We start from the raw sequence: 19047 nt of genomic DNA, 5'->3' as shown, positions 1-19047 counted from the left end.
TGCCTGTGCTTTATGCACGCCACCGATGAAAAACGGAAGTGGTCTCCCTGGCAGGTATTCGGTCCATTCAGGCTGCGATCCGTGCTTCATGGATCGCAGCCTGCGGTGGGGTTAGCGGCGAGCCCGGCTCAGCCCCTCGGCCAGGGCGTCGACTATGGCGTCCACCTGGGCCTGCTGGATCACCAAAGGCGGCGAGAGAATGATCTTGGTGCCCACCGGGCGCACCATGACGCCGTTGTCCCGGGCAATCTGCGCCACCTGATTGGCGTAGCCGCTCATGGGGTCGATGGGCTCGCGGGTGGTCTTGTCCGCCACCAGGTCCAGGGCCAGCATCAGACCCTGACCGCGCACTTCGCCGACGCTTTCGAAGCGATCAACGAAGGGCCGCAGCTTGCCGAGCATGTAGTCGCCCATTTTCGCCGCGTTGGCCGGCAGGTCTTCCTTGACCACGATGTCCAGGCAGGCCAGGGCGGCGGCGCAGGCCACGGGGTGCCCGGAGTAGGTGTAGCCATGCATGATGGCGCCCGTGAAGTTGGTGTTCTTTTCGAAGGCCGCCTCGATCCGGCGATTGACCACGGTGGCGCCCAGGGGGATGTAGCCCGAGGTGATGCCCTTGGCCAGGCACATGATGTCGGGTTTGACGCCCCACAGGCGGCTGCCGAACATCGAGCCGCTGCGCCCGAAGCCGGTGACCACCTCATCGGCGATCAGCAGGACCCCGTACTTGTCGCAGACTTCGCGGATCAATGGCCAGTAGTTGGCCGGAGGCACTATGACGCCGCCAGCGCCCTGGATCGGCTCGGCAATGAACGCCGCCACGGTGTCCGGGCTCTGGAACTGGATTTCCCGCTCCAGCAGGTCGGCGCAGATCTTGCCCAGTTCCTCTGGATCCTGGCTGTAGGGGTTGCGGTACAGCCAGGGCGTGTCGATGTGGTAGCAACCGGGCAGCAAAGGCTCGTAGTTGCGCCGGAACACGGTGTTGCCGTTGACCGAGGCCCCCCCGAAATGGGTGCCGTGATAGCCCTGGCGCAGGGAAATGAACTTGGTGCGATCGGCCTGGCCTTCGAGCTTCCAGTACTGGCGGGCCAGTTTCAGCGCGCTCTCGATGGCGTCCGAGCCGCCGGAACTGAAGGACACCCGGGTCATGTCCTCGGGCTCCAGCAGGTTCATCACCACCCGGGACAGTTCCTCGGCCCGTGGGTGGCTGACCCCGTCGAACAGCTGGAAGTACTCCAGCTCATCGAGCTGCGCGGTGATGGCGGCTTTCACTTCCTTGCGGTTGTGGCCGACGTTGACGTTCCACAGCCCGGCAACGCCATCCACCAGCTGGTGGCCCTGGTCGTCATAGACATAGCAGCCATCACCGCGAACGATGCGGATCGGCTCGCGTTGCTTCATTTCGTTGGGGTGCAGCATGGGGTGCCAGAAACGGCTTGCTTCGCTCACGTTGAGTCTCCTGAAATCGCACGGACAGCGTGGAGCTATTAGTGCGTCATTTGCCGGCGGCTGGCTTGCCTCTGTGTGCCAGGGCATTTGACCCAGGCTGCCAGCGGCGCTGCAGCCGGCGCGACTGGCAGCCAGGGCCAAGTTTTGCGGCAGCCAGGATCAAGACGGCACGCGGCTTTGGGCTCAAAGTCCAGGTCGAACAAGGTCCAACTGCGAGGATTGAAGATGAGCGTTGCCATCGACCCACGTGTCGCTGCATTCATAGACAGTCAGCACGGTCTGCTGATTGACGGTCACAGCCAGCCGGCGCTCTCCGGGGCGCGGATGCCGGTGTACAACCCCGCCAGCGGCGAGCAGTTGACCCAGGTTGCCGCCGCCGACCAGGCCGACATCGATCTGGCGGTGGGTGCCGCGCGCCGGGCGTTCGAGGGCAGCTGGAAGGCGCTGCGCCCGGCGGATCGCGAACGCCTGCTGTTGAAGCTGGCGGACCTGCTGGAGAGCCATGGCGAGGAACTGGCCCAGCTGGAAACCCTCAACAACGGTCAGTCGATTCACCTGGCTCGGGCCCTGGAGGTAGGGGCCGCTGCGGAGTTCACCCGCTACATGGCCGGGTGGGCCACCAAGATCGAAGGCAAGAGCCTGGACGTTTCCATCGCTGCGGTGCCGGGGGCGCAGTACCGCGCCTACACGGTGCCGGAACCGGTGGGGGTGGTCGGTGCCATAGTGCCGTGGAATTTTCCGTTGCTGATGGCCATCTGGAAAATCGTTCCCGCCCTGGCCTGCGGTTGCACCGTGGTGCTCAAGCCTGCGGACGAAACCCCGCTGACCGCGCTGCGTCTGGGCCAGCTGTGCCTGGAGGCGGGGATCGCGCCCGGCGTGGTCAATGTGGTGACCGGCAGCGGCGCCCAGGCCGGAGCGGCGCTGGCCGCCCATCCGGGTATCGACAAGCTGGCGTTCACCGGCTCGACCCAGGTCGGCAAGCTGATCGGCCATGCCGCGGTGGACAACATGACACGCTTCTCCCTGGAGCTGGGGGGCAAGTCGCCGGTGATCGTCCTCGACGACTGCGATCCGCAGACCGCCGCCGCCGGTGCTGCCGCGGCGATCTTCTTCAATCAGGGCCAGGTCTGCACCGCGGGGTCGCGCCTGTACATCCAGCGCGGGATCTATCACGAGGTGCTGGAGCGGCTGGTGGGCATCGCCGACTCCCTGAGCATCGGGCCGGGGCTCGACGAGCAGGCGCAGATCAACCCGCTGATCTCCGCCAAGCAGCAGAAGCGCGTGCTGCAGATGGTCCGGCGCGGAGTCGAAGAGGGGGCCCGGCTGCTGTGTGGCGGTGTCGCCCATGGCGAGCAGGGTTTCTATGTCCGTCCCACGGTGGTCGCCGATGTGCGTGCCGACCAGCAACTGGTGCGCGAGGAGATCTTCGGCCCGGTGGTGGTGGCCACGCCGTTCGACACCCTGGATGACGTGGTGGGGCTGGCCAACGACAACCAGTACGGGCTGGGGGCGAGCATCTGGTCCAACGATCTGGGGCGGGTCATGCAACTGATTCCACAGATCAAGGCCGGCACGGTGTGGGTCAACACCCACAACATGCTGGACCCGTCGATGCCTTTCGGTGGCTACAAGCAGTCGGGCATCGGCCGTGAGATGGGCCATGCGGCCATCGAGGCCTACACCGAGAACAAGTCGGTGTGCATCGCCTATTGAAATCGCCCCCGCAGGAGCCGGCTTGCCGGCGAGCAGGCCCTCGAGTTTTGCGTTGCCCTTGAGGACACCTTCGCTGACAAGCCCGCTCCTGCGGACCAGGCCGAACATGTGCCGACAGCTGCGTCAGACAGCCAAGCACTGCGCCATCAGGCGTGCCCTTGAAATGCCTAGAACAACAATCATCAACCCATGCTTTCGAGGTTTACCATCATGTCGCTCAACGACAGACTCAAGCGCCACCTGGACCAGGGGGTAGTCGGTTTTCCCACGGCACTGGCCAGCGCCGTGGGGCTGATCATGGCCAGCCCGGTGATCCTCACGGCCACCACCGGATTCGGGATCGGCGGCGGCGCGTTTGCCGCGGCGATGCTGATCGCCTTGCTGATGATGCTGGCGCAGTCCACCACCTTCGCCGAAGCGGCCTGCCTGCTGCCCACCAACGGTTCGGTCTATGACTACCTGGCCTGCGGACTGGGGCGTTTCTTCGCCATCACCGGCACCTTGTCCGCCTACCTGATCGTGCATGTGTTCGCCGGCACGGCGGAAACCATTCTCAGCGGCATCATGGCCCTGGTGAACTTCGAATCCCTCAACACCCTGCTGGAGCAGAGTGGCAGCGCCTGGCTGGTGGGCGTGGGGCTGGTGCTGTTCTTCGGCCTGCTCAACGCGGTAGGGATCACCGCCTTCAGTCGTGCCGAAGTGATCCTGACCTTCGGCATGTGGACCACCCTCATGGTCTTTGGCGTGCTGGGGGTGATCAAGGCGCCAGCGGTGGCGCTCGACGGCTGGTTCGGCGCGTCCATGGTGGGGACCGACCTGCCAACCATCCTGTCCCTGGTGGGCATGGCCATGTTCATGTTCGTCGGTTGCGAGTTCGTCACGCCCCTGACCCCGGATGTCCGCAAGGCCGCCAGGACCATTCCCCGGGCCATGGCCCTGGGGCTGGTGGGGGTGGCGCTGTGCATGTTCATCTATGGCGCGGCCATGAAGCGCCAGGTGGAGAACATCGCCCTGAGCGAGGACGGCAGCGTGCACCTGCTGGACACGCCCATGGCCATTCCGCATTTCGCCGAACAGATCATGGGGCCGTTCGGCCGTATCTGGCTGGGCATTGGCCTGTTGTTTGCCGGCGCCGCCACCATCAACACCCTGATGGCCGGCCTGCCGCGAATCCTCTACGGCATGGCGCTGGACGGTGCCTTGCCCAAGGTCTTCACCTACCTGCACCCGCGTTTCAAGACTCCCTTGCTGTGCATCGCCGTGGCAGTGCTGATTCCCTGCCTGCATGCCTGGTGGCTGGGCGGCAGCACGGACAGCATCATGCACCTGGTGCTGGCGGCGGTCTGTGCCTGGAGCACCGCCTACCTGCTGGTGACCCTGTCGGTGGTGGTGCTGCGCATTCGCCGGCCGGATCTGCCCCGTGCCTACAAATCGCCCTGGTTCCCCCTGCCGCAGGTCCTGTCTTCAGTGGGGATCCTGCTGGGCATGTGGTTCATCACGCCACCGGGGATGAACCCACGGGACATCTATGTACCCTTCGGCAGCATGCTCGGCCTGACCGCCCTCTATGCCCTGGTCTGGACCCTGCTGGTGCAGAAGGTCAATCCGTTCCGGCCCGTGCCGGTGGAGGAGGTGCTGGAGCAGGCCCTGGGCCTTGCAGCGGATACCGACAACCGTCCTCGGGAGCATCTGGCCGATGAGTCTTTCAAGCTGGCGACAAAACCTCTTTGACTGGTGGCGCCAGGCGCCTTCGGGCTATTGCCCCGGGGTGACCCTGGGGCACTTGCGAAGGGATCTGGCGGGGTTCGACTGCACCCCTTGCGGCGCAGCCGGGGCTGTCTTTCGCTGTCCGCAAACAGGGCTGGAGTTCACGGTGCATGAGCGTCCGCTGGCGCAGTTTCTGATGCATATCGTGGTCTGTGAATGGCGCTTGCGAATACCCGCCGCGGGGGCGGGGCAGGTGCGAATCAATTTGCACCACACCGGGGCGATCCGCCGTCGGGGTGTCGCCGCCCGTTTGCTGGCCGCAGAGACTGGGCCATGGACGCCCTTGCTGCAGCGGCTGAGCAGCGACCGCAAGTTACTCGAGAGCTTGCTGCCGTTGGACTTCAAGCGCCTGGAACTGTGGCGGGATGACCAGGGGTGGCAAGTGCGCCTGGAGCATTTCGCCGCCAGTGAGGTGGTCAATCGTCTGCCCGGGTTCCGGCGCTATATTCGCTTGAGCGCCGAACAGCGGCAGGCGCTGTTGGGCAGCTTCACCGAGTTGTACAAGCTTCTGCGAGAATTCTGACCGACATAACCGCAAGTACTGGCATACACCCTGCTTAAGCCATAACAGACTATCCATGCTGTCAGGCGCCTTGCCTGGCAAATAGATAACATGTTAATGATATCGCCATAACAACAAAGGCGGTCTGAAACCGGCTTATGGAGGTGCACAGTGCTTGCTTCGCATAGTTTCAGTTCCTGGGTAGGCGCCTTGCAGGGTGTCTGCGGCCGATTCGAGGCCCGCCCGGCACGCAACCCCGCTCTGTTCATCGGTGAAGTGGGTCTGCAGGATTACGCCGGCCTAGAAGTGGCGCAGATCCGCACCAACGCCGGGCTGATTTCCCGGCAGAGCACCAAGGTCGACCAGGAGGACGACCGTCATTGTTTCCTGATCATCCAGCGCAGTGGTCACGCCCGCCTGAGCCAGGGCGGCGAGAGTGTCGAGCTGGGCCCCGGCGACATGGCCCTGCTGGATTCCGCCGGTGCCTGCGAGATCGTGCCCCACGGTTTGATCGAACACGCTTCGTTCCACCTGTGCCGGGAAGAGGTCTACCGGCATCTGCCGCAGCAGCAACGCAAGTTCGGCAAGCTGTCACAGAACTGCGCCAGTGGTCGCTTGATGCGCTTGCTGGTGGAGCAGATCTGCGCCGGTGATCTGCAGGGGTGTGCCGCGCAACAGGAGGGGCAGGCCTTGCAGGAAGCCCTGATTGCCTTGCTCGGGCCGACCTTGCGCCAGACCGCCAGCACCCTGGATGGCTTTGACCACGGCCTGCATGGCCACTGCCTGCGTGACCAGGCCCGGCAACTGATCAATCAATCCCTCAACGAGCCGGGGCTGACCCCGGTCTCCCTGGCGGCGCAGTTGAACATCTCGGTGCGCCAGCTGTACCGACTGTTTGAAGAGCAGGGCGACAGCGTATGCCGATTCATCCAGCGCTCGCGACTCAAGCGCAGCGCCGCCGATCTGAGCAATCCGCAATTGCGCAATGAGTCGATCACCGACATTGCCTTCAAGTGGGGCTTCACCGATTCGGCGCATTTCAGTCGGACCTTCAAGAAGCATTTCGAACAATCGCCCCGTGACTTCCGCGCCCGCTCCCTCAACGCGTAGCAACCTGAGTCTGACGCCTGCGCCGGCCATGGAGGAGCCGGCTTGCCGGCGAAGGGGCCCTTGGATGTTGCGTTGCCCGGCGGACGCCTTCGCTGGCAAGCCAGCTCCTACGGAAGGCAAGCAAGCAGGCAGCAATACAGCCCCCGAGAACACTGGCGACAGTATCCCCTGAACGGGCTTCAGGGATTTTCCAGGTCGTGGCCCAGGGACTGGATGAACAGGGAAAACAGTTCCGGCTGGCTGGAGATGTCCAGCTTGGCGTACAGGTGGCGGCGGTGGACCTTGATGGTGTCCGGCGAAATCTTCAGGCGCTCGGCCATGGCCTTGGAGGAAAACCCGCGCAGGATCAGGCGGGCGATCTCCAGTTCGCGATCCGACAGCACGGCGCTGCCGAAATGACTCAGGGCGTCACGAATCTGGCTGGCCATTTCTTCGGCGACCGGAAGCTGAGGGCGGAGCTGGCTGTGCTGCCAATGCTGCTGCATCAGCGGCAGCACCCAGGCGGCAAAGGTGGTGAGCTGGCCGATTTCCTCGCTGTTGAACACGCGCTGACTGCCCAGTGACAGGGACAGGGTGCCGGTATCGGGCAGTTGCAGGATGAACTGCACTTCGTCTTCCAGAACGTTGTCGTGGAAGTAGCTGAGAAAGTACTCGCTCTGGCGAAAGTGGTCCGGGGCCACTTCCTCCAGGCGATACAGGCCGCTGGGATAGCCCTCGCGGCAGGCCTGGAAGAACGGGTCGAGCAGGTACAGGCCGTTCAGGTAGGTGAGCATCGAGGCCGGCTTGCTGCTGGGTTCGGCGTCATATTCCTCCAGCGCCTGGGGCGGGCCTTCGCGCGGGTAGAAGATCGCCAGGGCGTTGTCGAACGGCGTGGCCTGGTGCAGCAGCAACACCAGCTGTTTCCAGAAGCGCGGGTTGCCGATCAACGTGAGGGTGCGACCCAGGCCGGCATGCAGGCCGACTTCCCTGAACAGATTACTCAAAGGCCTTGCTCCACTGATTCGGCGAAAGTGTCGTGGCACGGTTTCGTCGATTTGCCGGTCGCCGTCAAGGGGAGTACTCCAATAGGGGAATTGGGCAAGATGCTGCAACTGCCTAGAGTAGCTCCCACCAAGCGCGTCCCAGAATGCGCCCGCCCGATGGATTTCGTTTCTGCCTCAGACCAACAATAAACACGAGGATAACGATATGAGCTCTCCCGCAGCGCCTGACGGCGCGCTGAAACCAACCTTGAGTGTGTTCGATGTGGTGGCCATCACCGTGTCCGGTGTGACGCCCGCCAGTTCAGTGTTCGTGATTGCGCCCTTTGCCATCCATCAGGCCGGCAGCGGGGTGTTCCTGGCGTTCGTCATGGCCGGGTTGCTGGCGCTGATGTTTGCCTTCTGCTACGCCGAGCTGGGCCGCGCCCATAACAGCGCGGGGGGCGAGTACGTGTATGCCAAGCGGGTGTTTGGCGGCATGGCCGGCTATGCCACCTTCCTCACGGTGCTGGTGATGCTGCTGTTCATCCCGCCGGTACTGGCCACGGGGGCCGCCACGTACCTGAACAACGCCCTGGGCACGAACTTCGATTCCCAGACCGTGGCCCTGGTGATCGTGGTCTGCAGTTATCTGCTGGGCATTCTCAACATCAAGCTCAATGCCTGGATTACCGGCACGTGCCTGCTGCTGGAAGTGGCGGCCTTGCTGGTCATCGTCTGGCTGGGCTTTGGCAACGCCTCGCAGCCCCTCGGCATCCTCCTGCAACCGCAGATCGTCGACCATGGCGTGTTGCAGATGGCGCCCTGGGCCCTGGTGATCGGGGCGGTGGGCATCGGCCTGTTTTCCTACAACGGCTATGGACCGGCGGTGCTGCTGGCCGAAGACATGAAATGCAAGGGCCGCGGCGTGCACAAGGCGGTGCTCTGGTCCCTGGTGCTGGTGGTGATCATCGAGCTGGTGCCGCTCACCGCCTTGCTGATTGGCGCGCCGTCCCTGAGCACTTTGCTGGCCAGCCCCGATCCCATCGGCTACCTACTCACCAGCCATGGCAACGAAACCCTCGCCAGGGTCGTCAGTGGCGGGATCTTCCTGTCGGTGTTCAACGCCATCGTCGCCATCGTTATCCAGATCGGCCGCGTGGTGTTCAGCAGCGGCCGGGACGCCTTGTGGACGCCCGGCATCAACCGCCTGTTCACACGGATCCACCCGCGCTGGGACTCGCCATGGCTGGCTACGCTGTTCCTGGCGATTCCTTCGGCAGTACTCAGTTTTAGCTCGAATCTGGCGGACCTCACGTCCTTCAGCGTGCTGTTGATCATGCTGGTGTACCTGATCGTCGCCCTCAGCGCATTGGTAAGCCGGGTGCGGCTGCGCGATCGCGAGCATCCCTACCGCATGCCGTTGTGGCCGCTGCCGGCGCTGCTGGCGGTGCTCGGTGCCGGGTACTTGCTGATCACACTGTTGCTTGAGGCTTCTGTGCGGGACCTCATGGTGATCATCGGGCTGCTGGCGCTGTCGGTGATTCTCTATGGCACTAATGGCCGGTACAGCCCGGCGTTCCAGAAATTGTAAGGAGTGGATATGCGAGCACGTGAGTTGGGCATCAAGCTGGGGTTGGGGGCGCCGGGCCCGTTCAATGCGATCACCGACGTACCCGGGGTACGGGTAGGGCACAGCACCCTGAAAACCACCGTGGGCGGCAAGCAGGTGCGCACCGGGGTGACCCTGGTCCAGCCCCGGGACGGGCATGCGCGGTTGCAGCCCTGTTTCGCCGGCTGCCATGTGCTCAACGGCAACGGCGATGCCACGGGCCTGGAGTGGATTCGCGAAGCGGGCACCCTGACCACGCCGCTGGCCATCACCAATACCCACAGCGTCGGCGTGGTCCGCGACACCCTGATCGCCCTGGAGCGCGAAGCCCTGGCAGACCCGGCGGTGTACTGGTGCATGCCGGTGGTGATGGAAACCTACGACGGTCTGCTCAACGACATCTGGGGGCAGCATGTGGGGTCGCAACAGGTGCGCCAGGCCCTGGCCAGCGCCGAATCCGGGCCGGTGGCCGAGGGCGCGGTGGGCGGCGGCACCGGGATGATCTGCCACGAGTTCAAGGGCGGTATCGGCACGGCGTCGCGGCGGCTGACGGCGGAGCAGGGCGGCTATACCGTCGGCGCCCTGGTCCAGGCCAACCACGGCAAGCGTGAAGAGTTGCGGGTGGACGGTTACCCGGTGGGGCGTCGGCTGGGGGGCATCGTCTCGCCCTTTGCCGAACGCGGGACTCCGGGCATGGGCTCGATCGTGGTGATCCTGGCCACCGATGCGCCCCTCTTGCCTCATCAATGCCAGCGCCTGGCGCAACGGGCCTCGATTGGCATCGCCCGCACCGGTGGCGGCACCGAGGATTCCAGTGGCGATATCTTCCTGGCCTTTGCCACGGGAAACCGGGACCTGCCCACTGCGGATTACGCGCGCAAGGACCTGGGACTGACCTCGCCGCTGGCGATGCTCAACAACGATCACATCTCGCCGCTGTTCAGCGCGGCCGCCGAGGCCGTGGAGGAAGCCATCATCAACGCCCTGCTGGCAGGTGAACCGATGACCGGTGACGACGGCGCGCAGGTGCCGGCGCTGACCCCGCAAGTATTGCTGCAAGCATTGGAACTAACTGGTTGGAACATAAGTTAACCGACTTGAAAGTGCGACCTGGTCGGCATATTGAGTCCAATGGATATTTAATAATTAAATTGTAGATTGTCTGACAATATCAGCCGTTAATCGGTTTAAAAATAATCTTTCGACTGCGCGGTCATTGTTTGCTGGAGTTTCTCGGAACAGTGGAATTTGACGCCAAAAAAATAGTGGACGTCTGATTTCAAATTGTGTCAGCTTTCTTTCGCCTGCTTAGGGCGAGTGATAGGACGATCTCGCCAGGGATTGTCGCTATCTGACAAAAACTGTTCCATTGATTACAAGGAAGTGTGTTTATGTCGAAAGTAACAGAGAACGCTATTGCATCTGCTGAACAGCAACTGGTGCCTTTGGCCGCAGCAAGTTCGGCGTATAACCAGATCAATAGCTTCAGTCATCAATACGATCGTGGCGGCAATCTCACGCTCAATGGCAAAGCGTCGTTTTCGGTCGATCAGGCCGCCACGCAACTGCTGCGTGACGGCGCTGCCTACAAGGACCTGAACGGTAACGGCAAGATCGACCTGACCTATACCTTCCTGACCTCGGCCTCCTCGAGCACCATGAACAAGCATGGCATCACCGGGTTCAGCCAGTTCAGCGCTCAACAGAAGGCCCAGGCGGTGCTGGCCATGCAGTCGTGGGCCGATGTGGCCAACGTGGTGTTTACCGAAAAAGCCTCGGGTGGCGATGGTCACATGACCTTCGGCAACTACAGCGGCGGCCAGGACGGCGCGGCGGCCTTCGCCTACCTGCCGGGCACCGGTGCCGGCTACGACGGCACCTCGTGGTACCTGATCAACAGTGGCTACACCCAGAACAAGAACCCCGACCTGAACAACTATGGCCGTCAGACCCTGACTCATGAGATCGGTCACACCCTGGGCCTGGCTCACCCTGGCGACTACAACGCCGGCGAAGGCAACCCCAGCTATAAAGACGCCAGCTACGGCCAGGACACCCGTGGCTACAGCGTCATGAGCTACTGGAGTGAAAGCAACACCGGCCAGAACTTCAGCAAGGGCGGGGTCGAAGCCTATTCGTCCGGTCCGCTGATGGACGATATCGCCGCCATCCAGAAACTCTACGGGGCCAACTACAGCACCCGTGCCGGTGATACCACCTACGGTTTCAACTCCAATACCGGGCGCGATTTCTACAGCGCCAGTTCCTCCGCCGACAAGCTGGTGTTCTCGGTGTGGGACGGTGGCGGCAACGACACCCTGGATTTCTCCGGCTTCACCCAGAACCAGAAGATCAACCTCAATGCCGGTTCGTTCTCCGACGTTGGCGGCATGGTGGGCAACGTTTCCATCGCCCAGGGCGTGACCGTGGAAAACGCCTTCGGTGGCTCGGGCAACGATCTGCTGATCGGTAACGAGGCGGCCAACGTGCTCAAGGGCGGTGCCGGCAACGACATCATCTACGGCGCCGGTGGTGCGGACCAGCTGTGGGGCGGTGCGGGCGCGGACACCTTCGTGTTCGGTGCCAGCAGCGATTCCAAGCCGGGCGCGGCCGATCAGATCATGGATTTTGTCAGCGGCCTGGACAAGATCGACCTGACCGGGATCACCAAGGGCGCGGGCCTGCACTTCGTCAATGCCTTCACCGGCGCGGCGGGTGACGCGATCCTCAGCACTTCCGGTGGGGTCAGCACCTTGTCCGTGGACTTCTCCGGGCATGGCGTGGCGGACTTCCTGGTCAGCACCGTGGGCCAGGCAGCGGTCAGCGACATCATTGCCTGATTGAAACAGGCGCAAGGCAGCGTCCAGGCGCTGCCTTGCGCTGTTGCATTGGCCCCGGGGCTGAGCCAGTCTACCGGGCGGACGGAGCACCCCCATGACCCCACACACCTTGCATCGCAAGGCGGCCACCTGGCTGCTGGCGACGCTGATGATCTTCTACGGAGCAATAACCATGGCAAGCAGCCTGCGCTTGGCGGACCCCTCGGAACTGGTTGGACACTGGCAGTTGCAGCAACAGAGCGAACCTGGCGCCGCCTGTGCCCTGGACCTGTTGCAAAACGCAGCCCTGGGAGACGGCGCCGAGTGCCTGTCGACGTGGATCGGCGAGGCGGCGGTGGGCTGGTTTCCGGAGCCCGACGGTATTGCCATCACCGGACGCGAAGGTTCAAGAATTATCTTTTTCAGTCGACAGAGAGAAGGCCTGTACGAAGCGCGCCTCAAAGGCGACGGTTTGATCATATTGCAGCGTGCTGACTAATTAATGCGGCAGGTTGTTCGTTTATTCTTGGATGGCTTTAACTTGCCACTCTTTTAATCGACAGGTTTATAACCGGATAGCTATTAACCCAGTTGTCCGGTTCGGGTGTGTCCGCAGACTTCGAGACTAAGGGGCGCACATCTTTAGTTGCGCCGTATATGAGGTACTCGCGTTCGGCGCGCAGGGTCGACTCAGGGAAAATGTTGAAGATGCTGAACAATAGTCATCCTGCACCACTGTTTAAGGCATTGGGCGAATACAAGGGCATTCTGATCAGTGTTGGCTGTTTCACCGCCTTGATTAATGTGCTGATGCTGGTGCCTTCCATTTATATGTTGCAGGTCTACGACCGGGTGCTGTCTTCGCAGAATGAAACCACCCTGGTGATGCTGTCGCTGATGGTGGTGGGCTTCTTCGTGTTTATCGGGCTGCTGGAAGTGGTGCGCAGCTTTATCGTCATTCGCATCGGCAGCCAGCTGGAGCGGCGTTTCAACCTGCGGGTCTATCAGGCCGCCTTCGAACGCAACCTGGCCCGTGGCGAAGGCCATGCCGGGCAGTCCCTGGGGGACCTGACCCATATTCGCCAGTTCCTCACCGGACCGGCACTGTTCGCCTTCTTCGATGCTCCCTGGTTTCCCATCTATCTCTTGGTGATCTACGCCTTCAACGTCTGGCTCGGCGTGTTCGCCACCGCCGGTGCCTTGTTGCTGATCGGGCTGGCCTGCTTCAACGAGGCCATGACCAAAAAGCCCCTAGCCGAGGCCAGCGGGTTTTCGCAGAAATCCACCCAACTGGCCACCAGTCATCTGCACAACGCAGAAACCATCCAGGCCATGGGCATGCTCGGGGCCCTGCGCAAGCGCTGGTTCGTGGTGCATTCGCGGTTTCTCGGCATGCAGAACCAGGCCAGCGACACCGGCTCGGTGATCAGCTCCCTGAGCAAGACCCTGCGCCTGTGCCTGCAATCGCTGGTGCTGGGCCTGGGCGCCTTGCTGGTGATCAAGGGCGACATGACCGCCGGGATGATGATCGCCGGGTCGATCCTCATGGGCCGGGTGCTGAGCCCCATCGACCAGTTGATCGCGGTGTGGAAGCAGTGGAGTTCGGCCAAGCTGGCCTACCGCCGCCTGGATGCGCTGCTGCGCGAGTTCGCCCCGGGCGACAGCGCCATGTCGCTGCCAGCGCCCAAGGGCCAGGTGAGCTTCGAGCAAGTCAGCGCCGGGCCGCCCGGGCGGCGGATGGCCACCCTGCAGCAAGTGACCTTCAACCTCAATGCCGGTGAAGTGCTGGGTGTACTGGGGGCTTCCGGTTCCGGCAAGTCGACCCTGGCCCGGGTACTGGTGGGGGTCTGGCCGACCCTGGGTGGCACGGTGCGCCTGGACGGTGCCGACATTCACCGCTGGAATCGCGATGAGCTGGGGCCCTACATCGGTTACTTGCCCCAGGACATCGAACTGTTCAGCGGCAGCATCGCCGAGAACATCGCGCGTTTCCGCGAGGCCGACCCGGAGCGGGTGGTCCAGGCCGCCCAACTGGCCGGGGTGCACGAACTGATCCTGCGCCTGCCCCAGGGCTACGACACCGTGCTCGGGGACGACGGCAGCGGCCTGTCCGGCGGGCAGAAACAGCGGGTGGCCCTGGCCCGGGCGCTGTACGGCAACCCGAGTCTGGTGGTGCTCGACGAACCCAACTCCAACCTCGACACCGTGGGCGAAAGCGCCCTGGCGGCGGCCATTGCCCAGCTCAAGGCCCGGGGCGCCAGCGTGGTGCTGGTGACCCATCGCTCATCGGTGCTGGCCCTGGCCGACAAGCTGCTGGTGCTCAACGAAGGGCGCTTGCAGGCCTTCGGCCCCAGCCAGGAGGTGCTCAAGGCGCTGTCCGGCGGTCAGTCGCCAGCCGCCCAGGAAAGCCCCAAGCCGGTGGCGGCTGCTCCCGGCGGCTTGAGCATGAGCCGCCAGTATCAGGCTCCGACACGGAATAAAGGCGCATGAGCAAGGACCGCGAGATGATGATCGAACAGGATTACGCGCCCGAACGCGTGGAGCGCGACGCTGGCTTTTTCGCTCGCCTGGGCTGGATTCTGGCCCTGGTGGGGGCCGGCAGTTTCTTTGTCTGGGCCGCGCTGGCGCCCCTGGACCAGGGTATCCCGGTGCAAGGCACGGTGGTGGTGTCCGGCAAGCGCAAGGCGGTGCAGTCCATGAGCAGTGGGGTGGTCAGCCGCATCCTGGTGCGCGAGGGCGAAAGCGTGAAGCAGGGCCAGCCGCTGTTTCGCCTGGACCAGACCCAGGTCGCCGCGGATGTGCAATCCCTGCAGGCCCAGTACCGCATGGCGGTGGCCAGTCTGGCGCGCTGGCGTAGCGAGCGCGACAACCTCAAGCAGGTGGACTTTCCAGCGCAACTGAGCAGCAGTGACGACCCGCGCCTGGCCCTGGTGCTGGAAGGCCAGCGTCAGCTGTTCAGCAGTCGGCGCGAGGCATTCCTGCGCGAGCAGGCGGGCATCCGCGCCAACATCGAAGGCGCCACCGCGCAACTGGCGGGCATGCGTCGCGCACGCACCGACCTGGGCAATCAGGCCGAGTCCCTGCGCCAGCAACTGAGCAACCTGCAGCCCTTGGCGGACAACGGCTATATCCCGCGCAACCGCCTGCTGGAATACCAGCGCCAACTGTCCCAGGTGCAGCAGGAACTGGCGCAGAACACCGGCGAAAGCGGCCGTATCGAGCAGGGCATTCTCGAATCCCGGCTCAAGCTGCAGCAGCACAGCGAGGAATATCAGAAAGAGGTGCGCAGCCAGCTGGCCGAGGCCCAGCTCAAGACCCAGACCCTGGAGCAGCAACTGACCTCGGCCGGTTTCGACTTGCAGCACAGCGAGATCATCGCCACCGCCGACGGCATCGCGGTCAACCTCGGGGTGCACACCGAAGGCGCGGTGGTGCGCCAGGGCGAAACCCTGCTGGAGATCGTGCCCCAGGGCACGCACCTGGAAGTGGAAGGGCGGCTGCCGGTGAACCTGGTGGACAAGGTCGGCCCCCATCTGCCGGTGGACATCCTCTTCACGGCCTTCAACCAGAGCCGCACGCCAAGGGTGTCCGGTGAGGTCAGCCTGGTTTCCGCCGACCAGATGGTCGACGAGAAAACCGGCATGCCGTACTACGTGCTGCGCAGCAGCGTCAGCGACCAGGCCATGGAGAAGCTCAACGGACTGGTGATCAAGCCCGGGATGCCGGCGGAGATGTTCGTGCGCACCGGCGAGCGCTCACTGCTCAATTACCTGTTCAAGCCACTGCTCGACCGGGCCGGCTCCGCACTGACCGAAGAATAAGGATGTCGCGTCGTATGAGTAAGCTTTCCATCCTCGCCGCCGCCTTGTCCTTGCTGGTGTGCCAGGGGGCCCGGGCCATGGGCCCGTTCCAGATCTACGAACAAGCGCTGCGCAACGACCCGGTGTTCCTCGGCGCCATCAAGGAGCGCGACGCCGGCCTGGAGAACCGCGCCATCGGCCGCGCCGGTCTGCTGCCCAAGGTGGGCTACAGCTACAACAAGGGCCACAACAACTCCAAGGTCACCTACCTGGACACCGTGCGCGGCAGCGTCAGCGAAAAACGCAACTACGACAGCTACGGCTCGTCCCTGACCCTGCAGCAGCCGCTGATCGACTACGAGGCCTACGCCAACTACCGCAAGGGCGTGGCCCAGGCCCTGTTCGCCGACGAGAACTTTCGCGGCAAGAGCCAGGAGTTGCTGGTGCGGGTGCTCAGTTACTACACCAAGGCCCTGTTCGCCCAGGATCAGATCGAGATCGCCCAGGCCAAGAAGAAGGCCTTCGAGCAACAGTTCCAGCAGAACCGGCACATGTTCCAGCAGGGCGAGGGCACCCGCACCGACATCCTCGAGGCCGAGTCGCGCTACGAGCTGGCCACCGCCGAAGAGATCGAGGCCCGGGACGAACAGGACGCGGCCTTGCGTGAGCTGGGGGCGTTGATCGGCGTGCCCGACATCGACGTGCGCGACCTCGATCCGCTGCAGGAAAACTTCCAGTCCTTCGCCCTGAGCCCGGCCAATTACGACACCTGGCACGAGATGGCCCTGAGCAACAACCCGGTGCTGGCGTCCCAGCGGCAGCGGGTCGAGGTGGCGCGCTATGAAGTGGAGCGCAACCGTGCCGGGCACCTGCCCAAGCTCAGCGCCTACGCCAGCGTGCGGCAGAACGAATCGGAAAGCGGCAACACCTACAACCAGCGCTACGACACCAACACCATCGGCATCGAAGTCAGCTTGCCGCTGTACGCCGGTGGCGGGGTGTCGGCCTCCACTCGCCAGGCCAGCCGCGCCATGGAGCAGGCCGAATACGAACTGGACGGCAAGACCCGGGAAACCCTGATTGAACTGCGGCGGCAATTCAGTGCCTGTCTATCGGGGGTGAGCAAATTGCGCGCCTACCAGAAAGCCCTGACGTCGGCCGAGGCCCTGGTGGTGTCCACCAGGCAGAGCATTCTTGGCGGTGAACGGGTCAACCTGGATGCGCTCAATGCCGAGCAGCAGCTCTACACCACCCGGCGGGACCTGGCCCAGGCCCGTTATGACTACCTGATGGCCTGGACCAAGTTGCACTACTACGCGGGAACCTTGCGTGAAGAAGATCTGGCCCGGGTCGATGAGGCCTTCGGTCAGCGCACCGGGCCCTGACGGGCCGCAGGATAAAAAGGAGCAACGCACATGAGCATCTTCGACTACAAAAGTGCGCTGGGCAGTGCCGGCAAGGCCCAGTACAGCGAGGCCATCACCCTGGCCCTGTATGCATCGAACCCCACTGGCGAGGCCTTGCCGGGCACGTCCTGGCGGCCCATCAGCGCCTCGCAGCTGGGCTATCAGGGCCATGTCAGCGCCCAGGGCACCATTTCCGGCGAACAGGCCGTGGTCAGCGATGCCCAGGTCGAGATCCTGGGCAAGTACGACGGCGCCGGGCAGTTGCTGTCCATCGGCATCAGTTTTCGCGGCACCGACAGCCTCAAGGACGGCCTCAACGACCTGCAGGCGGCCTTCGTCTCGGGGTTTGCCGACAACTACAGTCGACTGGCCTTCGACAACCTGCTGGGCAAGGTCGCCGCCTTCGCCACGGCCCAGGGCCTGAGCGGCAGCGACGTGCTGGTCACCGGCCACAGCCTGGGCGGGCTGGGGGTCAACAGCCTGGCGAGCCTGAGCACCGATCACTGGGGCAGCTTCTACCAGGACGCCAGCTACCTGGCCTTCGCCTCGCCGACCCAGAGCGCCGGCGACAAGGTGCTGAACATCGGCTATGAAAACGACCCGGTGTTCCGCGTTCTGGACGGCACCCACTTCAACGCGTCGTCCCTGGGCACCCACGACAAGCCCCAGGAGTCGGCGACCAACAACCTCGTCAGTTTCACCGATCACTACTCATCGTTCCTTGGCCAGTGGATTCCCCAGAGCATCCTCAACCCCAAGTCCTGGTCGGCCCACAGCGCGGTGGATTACGCCGCGGGCCTCAACCGCCTGATCGGCTCGGACTTCTATGACCTGACCAGCCGCGACTCGACGGTGGTGATCTCCAACCTGTCCGAGGGCCAGCGTGATCAGGTGTGGGTCAAGGACCTCAATCTGAACGCGCAGAAACACACCGGCAGTACCCTGATCATCGGCACCCAGAGCAACGACCTGCTGCACGGCGGCAAGGGCAATGACTACCTGGACGGCGGTGCCGGGGATGACCGTTTTCGTGACGACGGCGGCTACAACATCATCCATGGCGGCCAGGGGCACAACGTCCTGGAGCTGCAACAGCCGCTGCAGAACTTCTCCATCGCCAACGACGGCGACGGCACCCTGTATATCCGCGATGCCTATGGCGGCATCAGCATGACCCGCGACGTGAGGGCCCTGGTCAGCCACGAGGCCGGGAGCTGGTGGCAACTGTTCGGCAAGGATGTCAGCTACAGCGTGACCGCCGACGGCCTGCAGCACGGCAACCAGTGGACCGCCTATAACCACTCCCTCAACGGCGATGCCTATGGCAACGCGCTGGTGGCCAGCGTCGACGGCGATTGGCTGTTCGGCCATGGCGGCGACGACCTGCTCAGCAGCGACAAGGCCAACGTGACCTTCGTCGGCGGTGCCGGCAACGACGTCATGCATTCCACCGGGGGCGGGGCCAACACCTTTCTGTTCAGTGGTCACTTCGGGCTCGACCTGATCCAGGGCTACCAGTACAGCGACAAGCTGGTGTTCATGGGCGTGCCGGGCATCGACAGCCAGTACGACTATCGCCAGCACCTGTCCCAGAGCGGTAACGACACCTTGCTCAAGGTGGGCGAGCACTCGGTGACCCTGGTGGGGGTCGGTATTGAGGGGCTCAACGGTTCAGGCATCGTGTTCGCCTGATTCAGCCTCGGCCGGGGGAGCGCAGGATTCGCTCCCCCGGATTTGCGGACCTTGAACCCAGAGAGAGTCGGGGTGGCGCCCCTGAAGTCGCCGGCAACATCCTGATCCGTCCTGGATGGACGATCGAACAACAACAAAAAACGAGAAGTCATCAACATGGATGTCAGATGTCATCAGTTCAACAGGCTGGCGGGCACGGTGTGCCTGGCGTTTACCGCAGG

General features: G+C 63.6%; 14 protein-coding genes. 12 read left to right on the top strand and 2 right to left on the bottom strand.

Going from position 1 to position 19047, the window contains the following annotated elements:
* Positions 1-111: 111 nt before the first annotated feature.
* On the bottom strand, positions 112-1446 hold the full coding sequence (locus ACMGG8_RS20270) for an aspartate aminotransferase family protein (protein WP_129406010.1): 1335 nt from the start codon (positions 1444-1446) through the stop codon (positions 112-114).
* A 225-nt stretch (positions 1447-1671) separates the two neighbouring features.
* Here ACMGG8_RS20270 and ACMGG8_RS20265 point away from each other — a divergent pair, with 225 nt between their 5' ends.
* The 4 genes from ACMGG8_RS20265 to feaR all read left to right on the top strand — a co-directional run bounded on the left by ACMGG8_RS20265 (position 1672) and on the right by feaR (position 6538).
* Positions 1672-3159, top strand: a complete 1488-nt coding sequence (locus ACMGG8_RS20265) for an aldehyde dehydrogenase family protein (protein ID WP_108543499.1) — start codon at positions 1672-1674, stop codon at positions 3157-3159.
* Positions 3160-3369: 210 nt separating this feature from the next.
* Complete coding sequence (locus ACMGG8_RS20260; protein ID WP_060843491.1) at positions 3370-4890, top strand: APC family permease; 1521 nt, start codon at positions 3370-3372, stop codon at positions 4888-4890.
* A complete protein-coding gene (locus tag ACMGG8_RS20255) occupies positions 4856-5449 on the top strand; it encodes a DUF3156 family protein (RefSeq protein ID WP_414158282.1) in 594 nt (197 codons plus the stop codon). The genes ACMGG8_RS20260 and ACMGG8_RS20255 overlap by 35 nt, the downstream gene beginning before the upstream one ends.
* A 150-nt stretch (positions 5450-5599) precedes the next feature.
* Positions 5600-6538, top strand: coding sequence for a transcriptional regulator FeaR (gene feaR / locus ACMGG8_RS20250; RefSeq protein WP_060839140.1), 939 nt, complete (start codon positions 5600-5602; stop codon positions 6536-6538).
* Between the two features lie 179 nt (positions 6539-6717).
* Here feaR and ACMGG8_RS20245 read toward each other — a convergent pair whose 3' ends face one another.
* Positions 6718-7521, bottom strand: a complete 804-nt coding sequence (locus ACMGG8_RS20245) for a helix-turn-helix transcriptional regulator (protein WP_060839141.1) — start codon at positions 7519-7521, stop codon at positions 6718-6720.
* A 205-nt stretch (positions 7522-7726) separates the two neighbouring features.
* On the opposite strand from ACMGG8_RS20245, the gene ACMGG8_RS20240 reads away from it, so the two are divergent.
* The 8 genes from ACMGG8_RS20240 to ACMGG8_RS20205 all read left to right on the top strand — a co-directional run bounded on the left by ACMGG8_RS20240 (position 7727) and on the right by ACMGG8_RS20205 (position 18826).
* Complete coding sequence (locus tag ACMGG8_RS20240; protein WP_060839142.1) at positions 7727-9091, top strand: APC family permease; 1365 nt, start codon at positions 7727-7729, stop codon at positions 9089-9091.
* A gap of 9 nt (positions 9092-9100) precedes the next feature.
* Positions 9101-10201, top strand: coding sequence for a P1 family peptidase (locus tag ACMGG8_RS20235; protein WP_414158281.1), 1101 nt, complete (start codon positions 9101-9103; stop codon positions 10199-10201).
* 299 nt (positions 10202-10500) lie between these two features.
* Positions 10501-11949 carry a serralysin family metalloprotease gene (locus tag ACMGG8_RS20230; RefSeq protein ID WP_060839144.1) on the top strand — a complete coding sequence of 483 codons (1449 nt, stop codon included), beginning with the start codon at positions 10501-10503 and terminating at the stop codon, positions 11947-11949.
* A 94-nt stretch (positions 11950-12043) separates the two neighbouring features.
* The gene (locus ACMGG8_RS20225; RefSeq protein ID WP_060843493.1) at positions 12044-12427 is read left to right on the top strand and encodes an AprI/Inh family metalloprotease inhibitor; all 384 of its coding nucleotides are present in this window, start codon (positions 12044-12046) and stop codon (positions 12425-12427) included.
* A 209-nt stretch (positions 12428-12636) separates the two neighbouring features.
* Complete coding sequence (locus ACMGG8_RS20220) at positions 12637-14418, top strand: type I secretion system permease/ATPase (RefSeq protein WP_108543503.1); 1782 nt, start codon at positions 12637-12639, stop codon at positions 14416-14418.
* Between the two features lie 14 nt (positions 14419-14432).
* Entirely contained in the window at positions 14433-15749 is a 1317-nt protein-coding gene (locus ACMGG8_RS20215; protein ID WP_375136244.1) for an HlyD family type I secretion periplasmic adaptor subunit, read from the top strand.
* A 2-nt stretch (positions 15750-15751) separates the two neighbouring features.
* Positions 15752-17113 carry a TolC family outer membrane protein gene (locus ACMGG8_RS20210; RefSeq protein WP_060839148.1) on the top strand — a complete coding sequence of 454 codons (1362 nt, stop codon included), beginning with the start codon at positions 15752-15754 and terminating at the stop codon, positions 17111-17113.
* 30 nt (positions 17114-17143) lie between these two features.
* Positions 17144-18826 (top strand): polyurethanase, encoded by a 1683-nt coding sequence (locus tag ACMGG8_RS20205; protein ID WP_414158280.1) that lies wholly within the window; start codon positions 17144-17146, stop codon positions 18824-18826.
* Positions 18827-19047 lie beyond the last annotated feature (221 nt).

The sequence above is a fragment of the Pseudomonas sp. BNK-45 genome (assembly GCF_047456255.1).
Lineage (GTDB): Bacteria > Pseudomonadota > Gammaproteobacteria > Pseudomonadales > Pseudomonadaceae > Aquipseudomonas.
Note: the sequence above shows the minus strand (reverse complement) of the source record. Positions and strands in the feature narration are given on the sequence as shown.